Source organism: Hydrogenophaga pseudoflava, from assembly GCF_004353865.1.
GTDB lineage: Bacteria > Pseudomonadota > Gammaproteobacteria > Burkholderiales > Burkholderiaceae_C > Hydrogenophaga > Hydrogenophaga pseudoflava.
On the sequence record NZ_CP037867.1, the window covers coordinates 1103051 to 1120028 of the forward strand.

The 16978-nt window shown below is 70.5% G+C and carries 19 protein-coding genes and 1 pseudogene; 11 read left to right on the top strand and 9 right to left on the bottom strand.

Annotated elements, in window-relative coordinates; translation table 11 throughout:
- Nucleotides 1-3: 3 nt before the first annotated feature.
- The 6 genes from HPF_RS05450 to HPF_RS05475 all read left to right on the top strand — a co-directional run bounded on the left by HPF_RS05450 (nucleotide 4) and on the right by HPF_RS05475 (nucleotide 5794).
- Nucleotides 4-1161 carry an MFS transporter gene (locus HPF_RS05450; protein ID WP_133155977.1) on the top strand — a complete coding sequence of 386 codons (1158 nt, stop codon included), beginning with the start codon at nucleotides 4-6 and terminating at the stop codon, nucleotides 1159-1161.
- Nucleotides 1162-1171: 10 nt separating this feature from the next.
- Nucleotides 1172-1552: a VOC family protein gene (locus HPF_RS05455; RefSeq protein WP_133155978.1), complete on the top strand. Its 381-nt coding sequence runs from the start codon at nucleotides 1172-1174 to the stop codon at nucleotides 1550-1552.
- 163 nt (nucleotides 1553-1715) lie between these two features.
- Nucleotides 1716-2435: a DUF3348 family protein gene (locus HPF_RS05460; protein WP_165961653.1), complete on the top strand. Its 720-nt coding sequence runs from the start codon at nucleotides 1716-1718 to the stop codon at nucleotides 2433-2435.
- Nucleotides 2425-4710, top strand: coding sequence for a DUF802 domain-containing protein (locus HPF_RS05465; protein WP_133155979.1), 2286 nt, complete (start codon nucleotides 2425-2427; stop codon nucleotides 4708-4710). Before HPF_RS05460 ends, HPF_RS05465 begins: the two co-directional genes overlap by 11 nt.
- Nucleotides 4707-5402 carry an OmpA family protein gene (locus tag HPF_RS05470; RefSeq protein ID WP_243721685.1) on the top strand — a complete coding sequence of 232 codons (696 nt, stop codon included), beginning with the start codon at nucleotides 4707-4709 and terminating at the stop codon, nucleotides 5400-5402. The genes HPF_RS05465 and HPF_RS05470 overlap by 4 nt, the downstream gene beginning before the upstream one ends.
- A gap of 2 nt (nucleotides 5403-5404) precedes the next feature.
- Nucleotides 5405-5794, top strand: a complete 390-nt coding sequence (locus HPF_RS05475; protein WP_079364614.1) for a DUF2894 domain-containing protein — start codon at nucleotides 5405-5407, stop codon at nucleotides 5792-5794.
- A gap of 26 nt (nucleotides 5795-5820) precedes the next feature.
- Here HPF_RS05475 and HPF_RS05480 read toward each other — a convergent pair whose 3' ends face one another.
- On the bottom strand, nucleotides 5821-6465 hold the full coding sequence (locus HPF_RS05480; RefSeq protein WP_133155980.1) for a glutathione S-transferase: 645 nt from the start codon (nucleotides 6463-6465) through the stop codon (nucleotides 5821-5823).
- Nucleotides 6466-6522: 57 nt separating this feature from the next.
- Between HPF_RS05480 and HPF_RS05485 the strand changes: the two genes are divergently transcribed.
- From HPF_RS05485 to HPF_RS05500, 4 genes are all read left to right on the top strand, one after another.
- Nucleotides 6523-7002, top strand: coding sequence for a hypothetical protein (locus HPF_RS05485; protein ID WP_133155981.1), 480 nt, complete (start codon nucleotides 6523-6525; stop codon nucleotides 7000-7002).
- 58 nt (nucleotides 7003-7060) lie between these two features.
- The gene (locus HPF_RS05490; protein WP_165961654.1) at nucleotides 7061-8068 is read left to right on the top strand and encodes a PAS domain-containing protein; all 1008 of its coding nucleotides are present in this window, start codon (nucleotides 7061-7063) and stop codon (nucleotides 8066-8068) included.
- Entirely contained in the window at nucleotides 8061-9035 is a 975-nt protein-coding gene (locus tag HPF_RS05495; protein ID WP_066156192.1) for a PAS domain-containing protein, read from the top strand. Before HPF_RS05490 ends, HPF_RS05495 begins: the two co-directional genes overlap by 8 nt.
- Nucleotides 9036-9169: 134 nt before the next feature.
- The gene (locus HPF_RS05500; protein WP_066256720.1) at nucleotides 9170-9529 is read left to right on the top strand and encodes an RNA recognition motif domain-containing protein; all 360 of its coding nucleotides are present in this window, start codon (nucleotides 9170-9172) and stop codon (nucleotides 9527-9529) included.
- A gap of 98 nt (nucleotides 9530-9627) precedes the next feature.
- Here HPF_RS05500 and HPF_RS05505 read toward each other — a convergent pair whose 3' ends face one another.
- The 6 genes from HPF_RS05505 to HPF_RS05530 form a co-directional block, all read right to left on the bottom strand.
- Nucleotides 9628-10014, bottom strand: a complete 387-nt coding sequence (locus HPF_RS05505; protein ID WP_066156198.1) for a DUF488 domain-containing protein — start codon at nucleotides 10012-10014, stop codon at nucleotides 9628-9630.
- Nucleotides 10015-10036: 22 nt separating this feature from the next.
- A complete protein-coding gene (locus tag HPF_RS05510) occupies nucleotides 10037-10798 on the bottom strand; it encodes an ABC transporter permease (protein WP_066156624.1) in 762 nt (253 codons plus the stop codon).
- Between the two features lie 100 nt (nucleotides 10799-10898).
- The gene (locus tag HPF_RS05515) at nucleotides 10899-11861 is read right to left on the bottom strand and encodes an ABC transporter ATP-binding protein (protein WP_133155983.1); all 963 of its coding nucleotides are present in this window, start codon (nucleotides 11859-11861) and stop codon (nucleotides 10899-10901) included.
- Between the two features lie 33 nt (nucleotides 11862-11894).
- Nucleotides 11895-12773 (bottom strand): alpha/beta fold hydrolase, encoded by an 879-nt coding sequence (locus HPF_RS05520; protein WP_066156206.1) that lies wholly within the window; start codon nucleotides 12771-12773, stop codon nucleotides 11895-11897.
- Between the two features lie 2 nt (nucleotides 12774-12775).
- The gene (locus HPF_RS05525) at nucleotides 12776-13651 is read right to left on the bottom strand and encodes an esterase/lipase family protein (RefSeq protein ID WP_243721686.1); all 876 of its coding nucleotides are present in this window, start codon (nucleotides 13649-13651) and stop codon (nucleotides 12776-12778) included.
- 9 nt (nucleotides 13652-13660) lie between these two features.
- Nucleotides 13661-15184, bottom strand: a complete 1524-nt coding sequence (locus HPF_RS05530; RefSeq protein ID WP_165961655.1) for a wax ester/triacylglycerol synthase family O-acyltransferase — start codon at nucleotides 15182-15184, stop codon at nucleotides 13661-13663.
- A 134-nt stretch (nucleotides 15185-15318) separates the two neighbouring features.
- On the opposite strand from HPF_RS05530, the gene HPF_RS05535 reads away from it, so the two are divergent.
- Nucleotides 15319-16413 (top strand): PA0069 family radical SAM protein, encoded by a 1095-nt coding sequence (locus HPF_RS05535; RefSeq protein WP_133155985.1) that lies wholly within the window; start codon nucleotides 15319-15321, stop codon nucleotides 16411-16413.
- 34 nt (nucleotides 16414-16447) lie between these two features.
- On the opposite strand, the gene HPF_RS05540 is transcribed toward HPF_RS05535, so the two are convergent.
- Together HPF_RS05540 and HPF_RS23855 are read right to left on the bottom strand one after the other, a co-directional pair.
- Entirely contained in the window at nucleotides 16448-16708 is a 261-nt protein-coding gene (locus HPF_RS05540; protein WP_424955195.1) for an oxidoreductase-like domain-containing protein, read from the bottom strand.
- A 21-nt stretch (nucleotides 16709-16729) separates the two neighbouring features.
- Nucleotides 16730-16960: pseudogene (locus tag HPF_RS23855) on the bottom strand (DUF1653 domain-containing protein); the annotation flags it as partial.
- Nucleotides 16961-16978 lie beyond the last annotated feature (18 nt).

Here is a 16978-nt window from a genome sequence, read left to right on the forward strand (position 1 = left end):
TTCATGACCACAGCTGTGTTGACGGCGGGTGCCGACCGACCCGCCACCCGCCTGGCCACGCGCCTGGCCTTTCTCGTCGCCGGATTCGGGCTGGCCTGCTGGGCGCCGCTGGTGCCGTTCGCCAAGCAGCGCCTGGGCGTGGGCGATGGCGTGCTGGGTGCCTTGCTGCTGTGCCTGGGCATCGGTTCGGTGGTGGCAATGCTCTGGGCCGGCTGGTTCAGTGCGCGCCACGGCAGCCGGCCGGTGGTGATCGCAGGCGGCCTGGGCGTGGCCCTGCTGCTGCCGCTGCTCGCGCTGGCGGACGCGCCGCTGACGCTCGGCCTGGCCCTGATGGTGTTCGGCGCGGCGCTCGGCTCGCTGGACGTGGCGATGAACGTGCACGCGCTGGCGGTCGAACGCGGCGCGGGCCGGCCGCTGATGTCCGGCTTTCATGCGCTGTTCAGCGTGGGCGGCCTGCTGGGTGCGGCGGCCATGGCCGCGCTGCTGTCGGCGGGCTGGTCGCCGCTGGCAGGCACGCTGCTGGGCTCTGCGCTCATGCTGGCCACGATGGGACTGGTGGCGCCGCGGCTGCTGCGCACCACGCCCGCCGCCGAAGCCCCGGTGCTGGCCTGGCCGCGCGGGCCGGTGCTGCTGCTGGCGCTGCTGGCGGGTGTGTGCTTTCTCGTCGAAGGCGCGGTGCTCGACTGGAGCGCGCTGCTGCTGACCGAAGGCGGCCTGCTGGCCGCGGCGCAAGGGGGCCTGGGCTTCATGGTGTTTTCGGTGGCCATGACCGCAGGGCGCTTCGGCGGCGACGCGCTGTGCGCCCGCCTGGGCGACCGGGTGGTGCTGACGGTTGGCGGTCTGCTGGCGGTGGGTGGCTTTGTGCTGGTGCTGCTGGCAGGGTCGGCGGGTCTGGCGATGGCGGGCTTCTTCTGCATCGGCCTGGGCGCTTCCAACCTGGTGCCGGTGCTCTTCCGGCGCGCCGGTGCGCAGACCGTGATGGCCCCGGGGCTGGCGATCGCGGCCATCTCGACCACCGGCTATGCCGGCGTGCTGCTCGGCCCCGCCGCCATCGGCTTCGTGTCGCATCTGGTGGGCCTGCCCATCGCCTTCGCCCTGCTGGCGGCCCTGCTCGCCCTGCTGCCCCTGTTGGCCCACCGCGTGGTGGCGCGCCCCGCCTGAAAGGCTCTCCATGAAACTGGCCCACATCGCCCTCTGGACGCGCGACCTCGACGCCGCCGCCACGTTCTGGCAGACCTATTTCGGCGCCACCGTCGACGAGTCCTACCGCAGCCAGCGCCGGCCCGGCTTTGTCTCCCGCTTCGCCGCGCTGCCCGGCGGCGTGCAGATCGAGCTCATGACCGGCCCCTGGATCGAGGCCGTGCCCGACGCCGAGCGCCCGGGCTGGGACCACCTGGCCCTTTCGCTGGGCAGCGCCGAGGCGGTGAATGCCCTGGCGGCGCGCTGCCGCCACGCGGGCTGTCTCGTCTCCGGCCCACGCACCACGGGCGACGGCTTCTATGAAGCGGTGCTGGCCATGCCCGACGGCACGCGGATCGAAATCACGGCCTGAGGGAGGGGCCGGGCGGCGGTTACAAACCCGGCCGCCGGATCGTTTCTAATTACGCCCTGCCGCTGGCGACCCGCCGGCGCCGCACCCGGCCCCTCGCGGGCCGGGAACACCCCCTTCAGAATCGATTCACCACCGGCGCCCTCCGGGGCGCTGCGGACCCGTTTTGCGCAGTTCCTTCCACCACGTTGCTCCTTCTGCCCTGGCGCGCCAGCTCGCGCGTGCGCTGCCTGCGGGCGCGTCGCCCGACGCGCCGCGGCAGGACGTGGCCGAGCGCCTGGGTGGCTGGCTTCATGTGGCCGAAACCATCCAGCTGCACGCCGCACAGTCGGCAATCGAGGCGGCCGGCACGGCCGCCGCCCGTCGCCCGCCGCGCACCGGGCCGGCGGCCCTGCACGCCGCACTGAGCGCCGAGCTCGACCGGGTGCGCGCCGTGCTGGCCCGCTCCATCACCACCGCGCCGGCCCACAAGCCCGATCCGAACGACCTCGACACCGAGTTCGCGCTGTACCACCAGCGGCTGGGCGATCAGCAGCGCCGCATGGAGATGAGCATCGACGCGCTGCGCGAACACGTGCGCCAGCAGCTGGCGCAGTCCACGCCGGCCATGGCCCAGCTGGCCGCCACCGACGCCGTGATGGACGGCTTCTTCGGTGGGCGCGAGCAGCGCCTGCTGTCCACCCTGCCGGCCTTTCTGAAGGCGCGTTTTGCGGCGCTGCGCCGCGAAGCGGCCCAGGCCCGCGAACCCGACGCTCCCGACACCCCCGACGACCTGCGCTGGCTGCAGACCTTCGCGGCCGAGTTCGAGCAGACCCTGCTCGCCGAACTCGACCTGCGCCTGCAGCCCGTGACCGGCCTGATCGAAGCCCTTGCCCATGAGCACTGAAACCTCCACCTCCCGTCCTTACCGCGCCCTGTCGTTTTCGGCCTTCCTCGTGGGCCTGGCCGCCGTCGCCTGGGTGGCCAGCGGCTTCGTTGGTACCAGCGCCTTCGCGCTGGGCATGACGCTGCTGATCGGCGCCGTCTACCTGGGCGGCGCCTGGGAGCTGCGCCGCTTCGGCCAGACCACCGCCGGCTTCCGCGCCGCCATGGCCGGCGTGCCGCAACCGCTGGCCCAGCTGGCCGACTGGCTGCCCAGCGTGCCCGCGCCGCTGCGCCACGCGGTGCGCCAGCGCATCGAAGGCGAGCGCAGCGCCTTCCCCGGCCTGGCGCTCACGCCCTACCTGATCGGCCTGCTGGTCATGCTCGGCATGCTGGGCACCTTCCTGGGCATGGTGGTCACCTTCAAGGGCGCCGTGTTCGCGCTCGAAGGCTCGGCCGACCTGAACGCCATCCGCGCCGCGCTGGCCGCGCCCATCAAGGGCTTGGGCCTGTCCTTCGGCACCTCGGTGGCGGGTGTCGCCACCTCGGCCATGCTCGGCCTCATGGCCACGCTGGCGCGGCGCGAGCGCGCCCAGGCCCTGCGCACGCTGGACGCACTGGCCGCCACCACGCTGCGCCCCTTCTCGGCCGCGCACCAGCGCCAGCAGAGTTTTGAGGCCCTGCAGCGCCAGGCCGAGGCCTTGCCCGCGGCCGCGCAGCACCTGCAGACGCTCATCGAGCAGGTCGAGCGCCGTAGCCAGCAGCTGGACGAGGCCCTGCTGGCCCGCCAGGCCGAGTTCCAGCGCGAAGCCGCTGCGGCCTACACCGGGCTGGCGAAGTCGGTGGAACAGTCGCTGCGCGAGAGCCTGGCCGCCAGCGCCCGCGCCGCCACCGACAGCCTGCAGCCCGTGGTGCAGCAGGCCATGGCCGGCATCGCCGCCGAATCCAGCCGCCTGCACGAGGGCGTGAACGCCGCGGTGCAGGCCCAGCTCGAAGGCCTGTCGGCCCGCTTCAGCGCCACCACCGCCACCGTGGCCGACACCTGGGCCCGTGCGCTGAACCGGCACGAACAGGGCAGCCAGCAGCTGCTGCAAGGCCTGGGTGAGTCGCTCACCGCCTTCAACAGTGGCTTCGACCAGCGCGCCGGCCAGCTGCTGGCCAGCGTGCAGGCCGCGCAGACCGAGGCCCAGACCCTGCGCGCCCAGGCCGAGCAGCAGCAGCAGGCCGCGCTCACCGCCGCGCTGGAGCGCATGGCGCAGGACCTGCGCAGCCAGTGGCAGCAGGCCGGCGAACAGACGCTTGCGCAGCAGCGCACCGTGCTGCAGGCGCTGCAGGACACCGCCACCCGCCTCACGCAACACAGCAGCGAACAGACCGACCGCAGCCTGGACGGCGTGGCCCGCCTCATCGCGCAGACCGAGGCCCTGGTGGACGCGCGCACCGCCAGCGAAGCCGCGTGGACCCAGCAGCACGCGCAGCGCATGGACGAGCTGGCCGCGCTGTGGCGCAACGAACTGGCCGCCCTGCACGAGGCCGAGCTGCAGCGCCAGCAGGCCCGGTCCGAACAGCAGGGCCAGGCCTTCAGCGCCCTCGCGCGGCAGCTGCAGACCTTGCGCGACGAAGAGGCCGCGCGCGGCGATGCCGCCGTGCAGCGCCTGGCCGATCTGCAGGCCGCGCTGGCCACCCAGCTCGCCACGCTGGGCACGGCGCTGGAAGCGCCCATGGCCCGCCTGATGCAGACCGCGTCCGAAGCGCCGAAGGCCGCGGCCGAGGTGATCGGCCAGCTGCGCGAGCAGATGAGCCGCCTGGCCGAGCGCGACAACGCCACGCTGGGCGAACGCGCCGAACTGGTCGGCCAGATCGGCACCCTGCTGCAGCAGGTGCAGCAGACCACGGGCGAGCAGCGCGCCGCCATCGAACACCTGGTCGGATCGGCCACCGGCGTGCTCGACCGCGTGGGCCAGCAGTTCGCCGACACCGTGGGCGCGCAGGCCGGCCGCGCCGAGGCCATGGCCGAACAGGCCGCCACCAGCGCGGCCCAGCTGGCCAGCCTGGGCGAGGCCTTCCAGCAGGGCACGCAGCAGCTGGCCGCCAGCCACGAGCAGCTGGTGCAGAACCTGCAGAAGGTCGAGAACGCCATTGGCCAGTCGCTGGCGCGCAGCGACGAGCAGCTCGCCTACTACGTGGCGCAGGCGCGCGAGGTGATCGACCTGTCGATCAGTGCCCAGCAGGGCATCATCGAAGACCTGCGCCGGTTGCGAGGGCCGGTTGCCAAGGCCAGCGCAGGGGTCGCGGCGTGAGCGCCTTCCACGACGCATCGGAAGACCTGCAGGTCGACGGCGACGACAGTGCCGAGATCACCGCGCCCGCCTGGGCGGTGTTCGGCGATCTCATGGCCGGTCTGGTCGGAGCCTTCGTGCTGGTCTTCATCGGGGTGCTGCTCACCCAGGTCGATCTGGTCAACAGCCTGCAGAGCGAGATCGCCAAGCGCCAGCAGGAAGAAGCCCGCCGCATGGCGCTGGAAAAGGCATTGGCCGTGCCGCTGGCCAGCGGCCGTGTCACGCTCAACAACGGCCGCATCGGCATCAGCGGCAGCGTGCTGTTCGACTTCAATTCCGACCAGCTGCGCCCCGAAGGCGAACAGCTGCTCAAGGCCCTGGTGCCGCCGCTGCAGGTCTACCTGGGCGAGCGCGACGAAATGCTCATGGTCAGCGGCTTCACCGACAACAAGACCGTGGTCAAGGGCCCCAGCCAGCGCTACGAGGACAACCTCGAACTCTCGGCCCAGCGTGCGCTCACGGTCACGCGGGCGCTGATCACCAGCGGCATGCCGCGCTCGCGCGTGTTCGCCGCCGCCTTCGGCGCCGAACAGCCCGTGGCCAGCAACGCCGACGAACAGGGCCGGGCGCTCAACCGCCGGGTGGAAATGGCGCCCGTGCCGCGCGCCAGCGCCGCCGCGGGCGACGCGGGCACACAGGCCACCCGACCCTGACCATGAAGCCTGCCACCGCGCGCCCATCGCCCCTGGCCGAGCTCAATGCCCACATCGAGCGCGCGTCGGCCGCCGCGCGCGACGGGGTGGCCGGCGGCGGTGGCCCCTGGCCCGAACTGCGCAGCGCGCAGCGCTTTCGCGAAACCTGGGAGCGCATCGGCGCCGAGGTGCAGGTGCAGCGTGCGCTGGACCGCGCCCCGCCCAACGCCGGCCCGCTCAATCCCCAGCGCCTGATGCTGGAGACCCTGGCCCGCATGGGCGAGCTCTCGCCGCACTACCTGCGCCGCTTCCTGACCCACACCGAGACCCTGCTCTGGCTGGAGCAGGCGCATGGGGTACTCAGACAGCCTGCAGCGGGCAAGGCCGTGAAGGCAAGGCGGCAGAAGATGTGACGCAGGGTTGTGCTGTGCGTATGCGCTCATGCCGGAAAGGCCACCACCCGGTTCGCCTCCAGCTTGCACATGGCGCGGGTGAACAGTCCGTCAGACAACCACCCACCCAGCCAGCCCTGCAGCGCAGGCAGGGCCAGCGCCTCAAACCAGGCCGGTTCCACCGCCGCGAACTGCCGCACGAACGGAAAGATCGCGATGTCGGTGGCGCACGGAGTGGCTCCTCCCAGCTGCCCGGCACGTTGCAGTTGCCTGTCCAGCGGCTTGAGAAGCCCCTCCACCGCCTGCGCGTGGTGCAGTGCCTTGGCGTCGGCGCCCTCGCCGAAACGCTCGGGGTACTTGGTGCGGTCCAGGTGCTGTTTGAAAGGGCCATCGCAGGCGGCCAGCAGCGCGAGGTTTTCGTCGCTCTGCGCGCGTGCCCACCAACCGTCGTCATCGCCGTTGGTGGCGAAGGCCCAGCGCATGATGTCCAGGCTCTGTTCCAGCACGCTGCCATCGTGCAGCCGCAGAACCGGCACCGTGCCTTTGGGCGAAAGGGTCATCAGCTCGGCCGGTTTGTCGCGCAGAACGATCTCGAACGCGTCGAATGCCACGCCGGCCTGCAGCAGGGCCATGCGCGCGCGCATCGCGTAGGGACAGCGGCGGTAGGTGTAGAGCAGCGGGAGCGTGTCCATGGCCCGGCATTACAGCGCAAACCGGGCGAACCCACGCGGCCATTACCATCGCCCCCCATGACCGAAGACACCCAGGACCCCATCCACGAAGACCGCGTGTGGAGCGACGAGCGCTGGACGGCGCGTGTGATCAAGAACGAAGACGACGATGGATGGGCCGTGGCCATGTTCCTCGAAGGGCAGGCCGAGCCCGCGCTGGTCGGCCCCTGGACCATGGGGCGCGACAAGAAGAACCCCAAGCCGCTGGACGTGAACGCGTTCAACACGCTGGTGAAGACGGCCAGCGAGTTCATACGACGATCCGAGCAGCAGCGCCACGCGGAGCTGAACAAGAGCGTGAATGTGACGGTGGACGGGCGACGCCTGCGCGTGGCGCTGGCCATCGTGCCCGACGAAGAGGGGGCGACCGCCACGCTGCGCGCGACCGACGAATATGGTGAGGAACTGGCCTGCGTCCCGGTGCCGCCGACCTTCCGGCTGAACATGGCCAGCGCCGAGGCCTGGGTGGTGTCGGGCTTCGAGAAGCCTCGCCGATGAACGTGGCCAGGATCCGCTCTGCGTCAGAATGCGCGCCTTGTTCCAATTTCTGAATCTCTTGAGCCGTCCCGACCCCACCGCCGTCTGGCCCGAACCGCCGTCCATCGTGGCTGCGCGCGCGGAGATTGCCATGCGCCTGTCATGGATGACGTCGGTGCTGGGCATGGTGCTGTTTGCGGTGGACCGGTTCATCGGGATGCCGGTCACGGCCGACAGCATGATGACGCTGGTGCTGGCGGTCATGGGGGCTCTGGCCTGGGTGCTGCTGAAGGTCCGCCGCTACAACAGCGTGGCCTGGCTGCTGGTGGTCTTCCTGTTCGGGATGGCGGCGGCGTCGACCTGGTTCTTCGGTTCGGTGCGCACGATCAACATCGTGCTGATCCTGATGGGGCTGGTCGCAGCGGGCATCTTCCTGAGCCGGCGTGGGCTGCTCTGGACCACGGCTGCGGCGGTGGCGCTGCTCGGTCTGCTGACCTGGGCCGACGCCGCCGGTCTGCTGGCCGGGCAGCCGCGCTTCGCCGTGAGCTGGCGCAACTGGCTGTCGCAGAGCGCGAGCCTGGTGGGCGTGGCCGCGATGATGTTCCTCAACCGCACGCAGGTGCGTCTGGCGCAGGAGCTGCATCTTCAGGAGGCCACGCAGCGCCTGCGGGCCCAGCTGGACCGCGACCTGGGGCAGGGCCGCTTCTCGCGCCTGTTCCGGACGAGCCCCACGCCGATCTTCGTGCAGTCCATGCGCAACGGCGCCATCCTGGATGTGAACCTCGCGTTCGAGCGCGCGCTGGGCTACACGCGCCAGGAGGTGCTGAGCCGGCGCGACGGGTTCCTCTGGCTGCACGACGAAGCCTATGCAGCCTTCTCGCAGGACCGCCGGGCCCACCGGCGCACGGGTTGGCACAGCATCACCGGCGTCGGGCGCAACGGGCAGCAGGTTCCTCTGCAGATCTGCAGCGAGCGGGACGACGATGCGGACGACGGCCTTCGCATCACGGTGTTGCGTGTGCCCGGTCACACGACCAGCGCGATGCCGACGGTCTATGCACCGCTGGAAGGAGGCCAGGGTGCTTGACTCCCTGCCGCTCGAAGATCCTTCCGAGATCGAACGCAGCCAGCATCGGCACCACAACCGCAGCCTGCGCTGGGTGCAGTTGTGCGTGGCGCTGCTGCTGGCGGGCATGGCTTTGGCGGACCACCTGCTGGCGCCACCCGATGAGTCCCTGGCGCACATATCCTGGTCGATGGCAGGGGTGGCACTGCTGTCCTACCTGCTGCTGAGATCGCATCGGCGCCGCTGGGAGAGTCCGCTGGTGGTGACGGGCATTCTGATGGTGGCGGCCTGGTCGGTGTACAGCTTCGGCTCGGTGCGGGCGGCGTCGGGGTTCGCATTCCAGGGTGCGGTGGTCATGGCTGGCACCTACCTGAGCCTGCGTGCGCTGCTGGCCACCACGGTGGCCAGCATGGCCATTCTGGGGGGGCTGACCTGGGCCGAGACGAGCGGGCACCTGCCGCCGGCGAGCATGGGGGCCGACCTGCGCTACTGGCTCACGGGCAGCGCCATCCTGCTGCTGATCGGGTTGCAGCTGTCTCAGACACGCCAGGCGACCGACGAGGTCTACCGGCGACGGCGGAGCCAGATGGAGGACCGCTTGCGGCTGGAGCACGAGCGCGACCGTTCCCTGCGCCGCTTCCGACGCATCTTCCAGCTCAACCCCACGGCCCTGGTGGTGCAGGCGGCCAATACACAGGCGGTGGTGGAGGTCAACCCCGCGTTCGAGCGCTGTTTCGGATACCCGGGCGCCCAGGTGGAGGGGCTGCGCGCGGAGACCTTCTGGGCGGACGCGCAGCAGTGGCAAGAGCACCGCCGGGTGCTGTTCGAGAAAGGCCACACCGGGTGGCAGCAGGCCTGGTGGCGCCATGCCGACGGTCATTCTGTCGATGTGATGGTGTGCAGCGAGCTGAACGAAGACCCCGGCGGCCTGCTGATTCTCACCACGGTTGTCGACGAAAAAAGCGCCCAGGACATTCCGGGCGCATAATCCCGCCTGCGCGGGCATTCGGCCCGTGCAATCCAAGTGATCGGTCAGTTTCGCGTGCCACGGTGCACTTTCGGGTTTGTTGTGCTTTCGGGACCCCATCGCTTTTTGTGTATCTGCTTTCTTAGGAGTCCTCCATGGGCAACAAACTTTACGTCGGCAACCTGCCGTATTCCGTGCGCGACGAAGACCTGCAACAGGCCTTCAGCGAATTCGGCTCTGTCAGCAGCGCCAAGGTCATGATGGAGCGCGACACCGGCCGCTCCAAGGGCTTCGGCTTTGTCGAAATGGGCAGCGATGCCGAGGCGCAAGCCGCCATCAACGGCATGAACGGCCAGTCCCTGGGTGGCCGCAGCGTCACCGTGAACGAAGCCCGTCCGATGGAAGCCCGCCCGCCCCGCACCGGCGGCTTCGGCGGTGGTGACCGCTCGGGTGGCGGCGGCTACGGCGGTGGCAACCGCTCGGGTGGCGGCGGCTACGGCCGCGGCGGCTACTGAGCCCTGCAGATTGGTTGATCCGGCCCCGCGCCGGGTCCTGCAAAAAAAAAGCCCCGAGGCCGAAGCCCCGGGGCTTTTTTCTTTGGGGTGCCCAAGGTTCAGGCCAGATCGGCTCCCCGCGCTGCCAGCAGCTCGCGCAGCACCGAGCGGTGGCAGTGCGACTCGTGCTCGCAGTAGCAGCCGACCGACAGGTTCGAGGTATGCGAGAGGCTGGCCAGCAGGTTCAGGCTGTGTTCGGCCTCGGCGGCTGCCATTTCCTTGCGGTACTGGCGCACGAAGACGGCCCACTGCGCCGGGGTTTCGGCGGCCTGGCCCAGCTTCATGGTCTCGGCGCTGGGGGCGAGCACCGGGAACCACACGTCATACCAGTTGCCGCTGGCGAAGTCCGCCTTGGGCACGCCGCGCGGCGGGCGGCGCACCGTGCCGATGCGGGTGCCTTCGTCGGGGTGCCGCTCGGTGCCGAGCCGGACGATGCGCAGGGTCATGGGCGTGCTCCTGTGGCGTGGCTCAGCGCCGGATGCGCCGGCCGGTCTTGAACACCCACCAGACCACGGTCAGGCAGGCGGCCATGAAGACCAGTGTCATGCCGGTGCTGACGGCGATGTGCACGTCGGCCTGGCCGTAGAAGGCCCAGCGCAGGCCGCTGATGAGGTAGACCACCGGGTTGAACAGCGAGACGGTCTGCCAGGGTTCGGGCAGCATGTTGATGCTGTAGAACGCGCCACCCAGGAACGTGAGCGGCGTGATCACCAGCAGCGGGATCACCTGCAGCTTCTGGAAGCTGTCGGCCCACAGGCCGATGATGAAGCCGAACAGGCAGAACGACACCACCGTCAGCAGCAGGAAGCCGACCATCCACACCGGGTGGGCGATGTGGTAGGGCACGAAGAAGCGCGCGGTGAGCAGGATCAGCGTGCCCAGCAGCAGGCTCTTGCTGGCGGCCGCGCCCACGTACCCCAGCAGCACCTCGACCCAGTTCACCGGCGCGCTCAGCAGTTCGTAGATGGTGCCCGACCACTTGGGCATGTAGATGCCGAAGGACGCATTGGAAATGCTCTCGGACAGCAGCGAGAGCATGAGCAGGCCGGGGATGATGTAGGCGCCGTAGTCCACGCCGCCGATGTCGCCCATGCGCGAGCCGATGGCCGTGCCGAAGACGATGAAGTACAGCGAGGTGGTGAGCACCGGCGCGATGATGCTCTGCGCCCAGGTGCGGAAGGCGCGGTTCATCTCGAACATGTAGATGGCGCGCACGGCATGGATGTTCAAGGTCATGGAGCCCCCACGCTGGTCACTTCGTGTACGGCGCTGCCCCCCGAGGGGGCGCGAGCTTGCTTGGGGCGGCCCTGCGCTGCGCTCTGGTTCATGTTCAGGCCTCCGCTTTCTGTTCGTGGACGAGGCTGACGAAGATGTCTTCGAGCGAGCTTTCGCTGGTGCGCAGGTCCTTGTAGGCGATGCCCTGCGTGGCCAGCGCGGCCAGCAGCTCGGCGATGCCGGTGTCGTCCTTCTGGGTGTCGAAGCCGTAGGTCAGCGTCAGGCCGTCGGCCGAGAGCTGCAGCGGCCAGTGCGCCAGCGCCTCGGGCACAGCGGTCAGCGGGTGCGGCAGCGACAGCGCCAGTTCCTTGCGCCCGAGCTGGCGCATCAGCACATTCTTGTCTTCCACCACGATCAGCTCGCCCTTGCGGATCACGCCGATGCGGTCGGCCATGTCCTCGGCTTCCTCGATGTAGTGGGTGGTCAGGATGATGGTGGTGCCGGCTTCGCGCAGCTGTCGAACCAGGCGCCACATGTCGTGCCGCAGTTCCACGTCCACGCCCGCACTCGGTTCGTCCAGGAACAGGATCTTGGGTTCGTGCGACAGCGCCTTGGCGATCAGCACGCGCCGCTTCATGCCGCCCGAGAGCGTCATGATCTTGTTGTCCTTCTTGTCCCAGAGCGAGAGGTCTCTGAGGATCTGCTCGATCAGCGCCGGGTTGGGCGCCTTGCCGAACAGGCCGCGGCTGAAGCTGACCGTGGCCCAGACGGTTTCGAAGGCGTCGGTGTGCAGCTCCTGCGGCACCAGGCCGATGGTGGCGCGCGCCTGGCGGTAGTCGCGCACGGTGTCGAAGCCGTCGGCCGTGATGGTCCCTTCGGTGGCATTGCTCATGCCGCAGATGGTGCTGATGAGGGTGGTCTTGCCGGCGCCGTTGGGGCCGAGCAGGGCGAAGATCTCGCCGCGGCGGATGTCGAGCGTGACGTTCTTCAGCGCCTGGAAGCCGCCGTCGTAGGTCTTGCTCACGCCACGCACGCTGACGATGGCGTCGGTGGGCAGGGAAACGGGGTTGAGGGTCATCCCGCCATTGTGGCCGGGGTGGCGTTTGCCTGCTCAGCGGCGGGCGTTGTCCACAATGCCCTGGGCGAATCGCGGCAGCAGTTCCTCGGGCAGGTCGTGGCCCATGCCGGGGATGAAATCGGCCCGGGCGTCGGCGATGCGCTGCGCCAGGTCCTCGCCGCAGGCCACGGGCACGAGTGGGTCGTCCACGCCGTGGATCACCAGAGTGGGTGCCTGGATGTGGGGCAGCAGGGCCGAGCGGTCGCCGTCGGCCACCACCGCCAGCAGCTGCCGGGCCGAGCCCGACGGGTGCCAGGCGCGCTGCACCGATTCCAGCGCCCGCGCCCGCAGGGCCTGGGGATCGCTCGGATAGGCGGGGCTGCCGATGAGGTGCAGCACCTGGATGATCCAGTCCACGGCGGCGTCGGCGCCCGGCTTCATGGGCCGCGACATCAGCGCGCGCCGCACCCGCCACGAGGGCTGGGGCAGGCGGCGCGAGCCGCTGGTGGTCATCATCAGCGTGAGGCTGGCGACGCGCTCGGGTGCCATGGCCGCCAGGTGCTGGGCGATCATGCCGCCCATCGACGCGCCGCAGACGTGGGCCTGTTCGATGTCGAGGGCGTCGAGCACGCCCAGCGCGTCGCGCGCCATGTCGGCCAGCGAGTAGGGGCTGTGCACCGGCAGGTGCATCGCGTGGCGCAGCCCGGCCAGCGCCATGTTGGGCACCCCGGCGGCGTCGAAGCCCTGGCTCAGGCCGATGTCGCGGTTGTCGAAGCGGACCACGCGAAAGCCTTGCCGCACCAGCATCTGCACCATGGTCTGCGGCCACGCGATCAGCTGCATGCCCAGGCCCATGATGAGCAGCACCACCGGGCCATCGGCGGGGCCCTGGTCGTCGACCTCGATCCGGACGCCGTTGGCTTCGACCTTCATGCTCAGTACCAACGGGTCAGCGCTTCAGGCTGGTGCGCCACCTTGAAGAACCAGCGCCGCGCGCCCCGCACGTCGAAGCGCCGCCAGTGGTCAGGGTCCTGGCGCAGGCGGTCGGCGATGGCGTACATCGCCATCGGGTTCATGCCCATGCCGATGTGGCTGGCGTGCACCTCGATGTTTTCGGTGTGGGCGTGGCGCATGGGGTTGATGCTGCACTGCCAGGCCACCACGCCGTCGGTCTTGCTGTAGATGGAGGTGGTGGGCACCGGCGGTGGCCTGCGCACCTGGGCCAGCAGTTCCTCGTCGTGCGGGTGCTGGCCGCTGACCAGCTGGTAGAAGCGCCAGGCGTTGGTGGCCTTCGGGTGGCCGGTGAAGGGCGTGCCCAGCGTGATCACGCAGCGCACAAGATCGGGCAGCTCCTTGGCCATCTCGCGCGCGTAGATGCCGCCCAGGCTCCAGCCGATCAGGCTGATCTTGCCCCGGTGTTTCTTGTGCAGCGCCTCGATGCGCGCACGGCAGCGTTCGAGCACGCCGTCGCGTGGGCCGAGGTTGAAGCCCTGCTCCCAGCCGTAGGCGGTGTAGCGGTGCTGCCTGAGGAAACGGCGCAGCGCCAGCGTGCTCATGTCGTTGGCGCCCAGGCCGGGGAACACCAGCACGGCGTGGCCGTCGCCCGAGGGCATGCGGGAGAGCCAGGGGGAGACGGCGGCCAGCGCCATCGCCTCCCAGGGGGCGCGGGCCTCCAGCATCATCAGCCAGAGGCCGGGCGGCACGGTGTGCAGCTCGGCGTCCGGGTCCGTCGGGTCGGGAGGCGCGGGCTGGCGGCGGTGGCGGGTGGAACTCATGCGTGCGCAGACGCCGGGCGGCGTCGAAATGGGCATCGGGCCATGTTAGCCAGCGCGCGGCTTTTTCTTTGGTGCGGCGGCCCTAGAGGCGGGTCGCTTGCGGGACACGGGGCCGGGCTTCACCGCGGCGGGCGCTGCGGGCACCGGCAGGGCCCGCAGCTCGTCCAGCGCCGCGTCCACCGCCTGCGCCAGCGCCCGCACATCCGGCAGCGCTGCGGCGTCGGCCATCAGCCCGAAGTCCATCGCGGCATCGAAGCTCTGCACCGTGATGTTGAGCGCCAGACCGTGCACCACGATGCTGGTCGGGTGGTTCGAGCGCACGCGGGCGCCGGCCAGGTACAGGGGCACCTGCGGGCCGGGCACGTTGGAGATGACCACGTTCGCCACCTGCGGCAGGCGCTCGGCGGCTTTGGCCTTGCCGTAGAGCGAGGCCGCGGCCTCGATCAGCCAGGGCACGCCGATGGACGGAAAGTCGGTGGGCAGGATGCTCTTCATGCGGCCCATGGTCGACTTCATCGCCCCGGTGGCGGCGCGGATGTGCGCCAGCCGCTTGGCCGGGTCGGCCAGGTGCGTGCCCAGGCTGACCAGGCTCATCGAGGCCTGGTTGTCGGCGCGGGTGTCGCCTGCCTCGCGCAGCGAGATCGGCACCGCGGCCACCAGGCTCTTGCGCGGCAGCGCGCCGTGTTGCTGCAGGTAGGCGCGCAGCGCGGACGAACAGAGCATGAGCACCCCGTCGTTGAGCGTGGCACCGTGCACGCGCGCCAGGGCCTTGAGGTCGGCCAGTGGCACGCTGGCGGCGGCGAAGGCGCGCGCGGGCGTGACGGTGGCGTTCATCGGCGTGGCGGGCGCCAGGGTGACGTTGCCCGAGCCTTGGCCCAGCAGGTTCTTCACGCTGAGCGCGCTCTTCGCCGTGCCGGCCACGGTGCCCAGCGTGGCCGGCAGATCGCGCACGATGCGCGCCACCTGCACCGCCTCGTGGCTCAGCGCGCCGCGCAGCATCTCGACCATGTCGAGCCGGAAGGTCCTGGTGCGCCGGGAGGGGCGGATCTCGATGTCGCGCGGCTCGGGCGTCAGGTCGAACAGCACATTGGCCAGCGCCACCGCGGCCTGGCCGTCGACCGCCGCGTGGTGCAACTGGGTGACGAGGCCCACCTGCTTGCGCCCTGCGGCGCTGCGCGGAAGGCCTTCGATCACGTGCATCTTCCACAGCGGCCGGTGGCGGTCCAGCAGGACCGGGTGCAGCAACGAGACCTGTTCCTCCATCAGCGTACGCGCGTCGGCGCGGCGGGCGCTGCCGCTGGGCAGCCGGATCTCGACGATGTGTTCGTTGAGGTCGGGTTCCGCATCCACCCAGGCCGGGTTGGCCATGTTCAGCGGCATCCACCACAGCCGGCGGCGCAGCACCGGCGTGGCGGGCAGGCGGGCCGCGATGTGTCGCCGCAGGTCGTTCACATACCGCCCGCGGTGGCCGGCCGGCAGCTCCAGCAGGTGCATGGCGCCGACGTGCATCGGCATCTCCGGCGTTTCCAGGTAGAGGAAGGTGGCGTCCAGGCCGGAGAGTTGTCGCATGCCCATGGCGTGTCCCGGTGTGTGTTGGCGGTTGCCGGCCATTGTGGGCCGCCGCCGCAGCGCGGGAAACCGTCGCCTGTCTCTTGCGAAATGACTGTATTTATGTACAGTATCCATCCCGACCCTGCACCGCCATGAACGACGTCCACATTCCCCTGCACGCCCTCAAAGGCCGCGGCGTGTCCCACCGCCAGCCGCACCGCTTCGAGCGCGATCAGCGCGCCGCCTTCGACGACGGCTGGGGCACGCTGGACGAGCAGCGGGCCGAGGGCGAGGAGGCTGTGGCACCGGCCACCCAGGTGACGTTCGAAGAGGCGCGCAGCGCGATCACCACCAACGACTCGCCCGACATCGGCTTCCGGCTCGGCCTCAACCCCTACCGGGGTTGTGAACACGGCTGCGTCTACTGCTACGCCCGGCCCACGCACAGCTACCTCAACCTCTCGCCGGGGCTCGATTTCGAAACGAAGATCGTCGCCAAGCGCAACATCGCCGAGCTGCTGCGGCGCGAGCTGCTGGCCCCGCGCTACCAGCCCGACCTGCTGGTGGTGGGCACGGTGACCGACGCCTACCAGCCGGTGGAGCGCGAGCTGCGGCTCACGCGCGCGGTGCTGGAGGTGCTGAGCGCAGCGCAGCACCCGGTGGGCATGGTGACCAAGGGCAGCGGGGTGGAGCGCGATCTGGACCTGCTGGCGCCCATGGGGCAGGCCGGTCTGGCGGCCGTGTACGTGACGGTCACCACGCTGGATGCGAAGCTGGCCCGCGTGCTGGAGCCGCGCGCCGCCGCGCCGCACCGGCGGCTGCGCACCATCCGCACCCTGGCCGAGGCGGGCGTGCCCACCGGCGTGAGCGTCTCGCCGCAGATCCCGTTCCTCAACGACGACATGGAGCGCGTGCTCGAAGCGGCCTGGGAGGCCGGCGCGAGGCGCGCGTTCTACCAGGTGCTTCGCCTGCCCTGGGAGCTCTCGCCCATGTTCCGCCAGTGGCTGGACCTGCACTACCCCGACCGGGCCGAGCGCGTGATGGCGCGGGTGCAGGACCTGCGCGGCGGCAAGGACTACGACGCCGACTTCGCCACGCGCATGAAGGGCCAGGGCATCTGGGCCGACCTGATCCGCCAGCGCTTTGTGAAAACCTGCGACCGGCTGGGTTTCAACCGCGAGCGCGAGCCGCTGGACACCTCGCGCTTCCGGCCGGCGGCGCTGCGCGGGCAGGGGGATCTGTTCTGAACGGCGATCCGGCGCCGGGCCGCCCCAAGCCGGATCAGCCCCCTTGGGGGGCAGCGACCCGCGCCAGCGGAGGAGCGTGGGGGCCCAACAGTTCCAGCGCGTCCACCCGCCAGTGGTGCAGCGCCTCATAGAAGCCTTCCCACACGCAGCCGTTGCAACCGCGGCCGCAGCAGCTGTCGGGCTCGGGGGGCGGCGGGCGCAGGGCGGTGTCCAGGTCGGTGCCGCGCTCCCGCTGCGCGCGACCGCGCAGGTGGGCGATCAGGGCGCGGGCGGTGGCCAGGTCGCCCAGCGGCACCCGCGCCGGGTCGTGCGGGGTGAAGCGCGGCTGTTCCTTGCCCTCGAACACGCCGCGCTCGGCGAACATGGCTGCCGGCCGCACCCACAGGCCGAAGCCGCCGTAGAGCGCGCGGTACAGCGTCATGCCCTGCAGGGTTTCGCTGCAGCGTACGGTGTCGATTACGTCGTACCAGCCGCCCTTGTAGTGGCGGTACAGGCCGGGCGGGGTGGCGTTCAGCGGGGGCAGGTCGTGGTCGGTCGGCGCGGTCATGCAGGAACAGAAAACGGA